At 58.6% G+C, this 1,297-nt stretch carries 2 protein-coding genes; one reads left to right on the forward strand and one right to left on the reverse strand.

Annotation, left to right across the window (positions count from 1 at the left end):
* Nucleotides 1-202: 202 nt before the first annotated feature.
* Nucleotides 203-394: a hypothetical protein gene (locus tag ACO2Q2_RS17480; RefSeq protein WP_423257526.1), complete on the forward strand. Its 192-nt coding sequence runs from the start codon at nt 203-205 to the stop codon at nt 392-394.
* 97 nt (nt 395-491) lie between these two features.
* Here the strand turns inward: ACO2Q2_RS17480 and ACO2Q2_RS17485 are convergent, their stop codons facing one another.
* Nucleotides 492-1,106: a class I SAM-dependent methyltransferase gene (locus ACO2Q2_RS17485; protein WP_423257527.1), complete on the reverse strand. Its 615-nt coding sequence runs from the start codon at nt 1,104-1,106 to the stop codon at nt 492-494.
* Nucleotides 1,107-1,297: the final 191 nt, after the last annotated feature.

Genomic DNA, 1,297 nt, shown 5'->3' on the forward strand with positions numbered 1-1,297 from the left:
CGAACGGCGCGGCAACGAGATCGAGCCGCAGCATACCCGACAGCGGGCCTCACCCGATGGGTGAGCGGGCGGGCTCGTGCAGGTGGCTGTGTGGTGCGGTTTGGCAGGGAGAGGTCACGGAATCAGGGCAAAGGTAAGCGGCGGCGGTACGCCGTCCGCTTAACCGCCGTGTTAGACGGCGGTGCCACCACGGCAACGCCCGATGTTAAACAAAGCGACGACGCCCCATGCCGCGAACGCAACGGATGCGTTGAGCCTGGCACTGGCGGCGATGCTTGCCGGAGCGACAGAAACATCCCCGCAAGCCGCACGCGAAACCGTTGCGACGGCGCTGGCCGAAGCGGCTCTGATGCTGGCGCGTGCGATCAGCTCCATTTGCGAGGAACTCCCCTGAAATCATGACTGCTGCACTGCCGACTAACGCCAGAAATCAGTGGCGCACGCCCGCGTAGCGGGTGGGCGTCCGCTGCATTGAGTTGTTATGCGCTGCCTCACTCGCTATCCAAGCTCACGCGCTGACAGATGATGTACACATGCCCCTCTGGGTACTGATCGTACTCCAAGTGGCGACAGACTGACCCAGCCTGTGCAATTACCTCCAACGTTCGAGGAATGCCAAGCGTACTGTGGTACATGGGAGGCCCCATGTAAGAGTTGGTATGTTCGTCTGGACCGTCCGTGCCACCAACGCTGAATATGGCAACTCCGCCCAGGCTAAGACCTGACAAAATTTTGAACAGTACCTGCTCCTGAAACCGTAACGGCACATGCCAGATGCTATCCCAAGCTGAAATAAAATCGTAGGATCGGGGAAGATTCCACGAGCATATATCCGCTTGGTGGAAGGGTATGTTTGGATGGCGAGAGCGAGCGAGCTCCAGCATCTTGGTAGAGATGTCCAGTCCCTCAGGCGAAAAACCGCGGTTGAGAAGCATGTTAATTAGGCGTCCGCTGCCGCCACAACCTACGTCGAGGGCTGCGCCCCGTAGCTTTGTAAAGGCTATGGCTTTCTCATGCTGGAAAATGCCATTGTCTTGCGAAAAACGATCGCTCCGCCAGCGATCAGCAATAAGGTCGTAACTCTTTCCGACGTCTTGTGGTTCCATGATTCTTCAAAGGCGCATAACGCTGGAGTTAAGCGGCGGCGAAGCCGTCCGCCTTGAACGATTTCCTGATTCCGTGACGCGCTCCGAGCATAGCGCGCCGACCACCATCGAGCGCCCGATTCGCGCTGGAGTTGGCGATGTGCACGACACGTTGAGCCGTTGGGTTGCGCAGTGTGCGCAAAAAGTCGTCG

The organism is Dyella sp. KRB-257 (assembly GCF_049445995.1).
Classification (GTDB): Bacteria; Pseudomonadota; Gammaproteobacteria; order Xanthomonadales; family Rhodanobacteraceae; genus Dyella_A.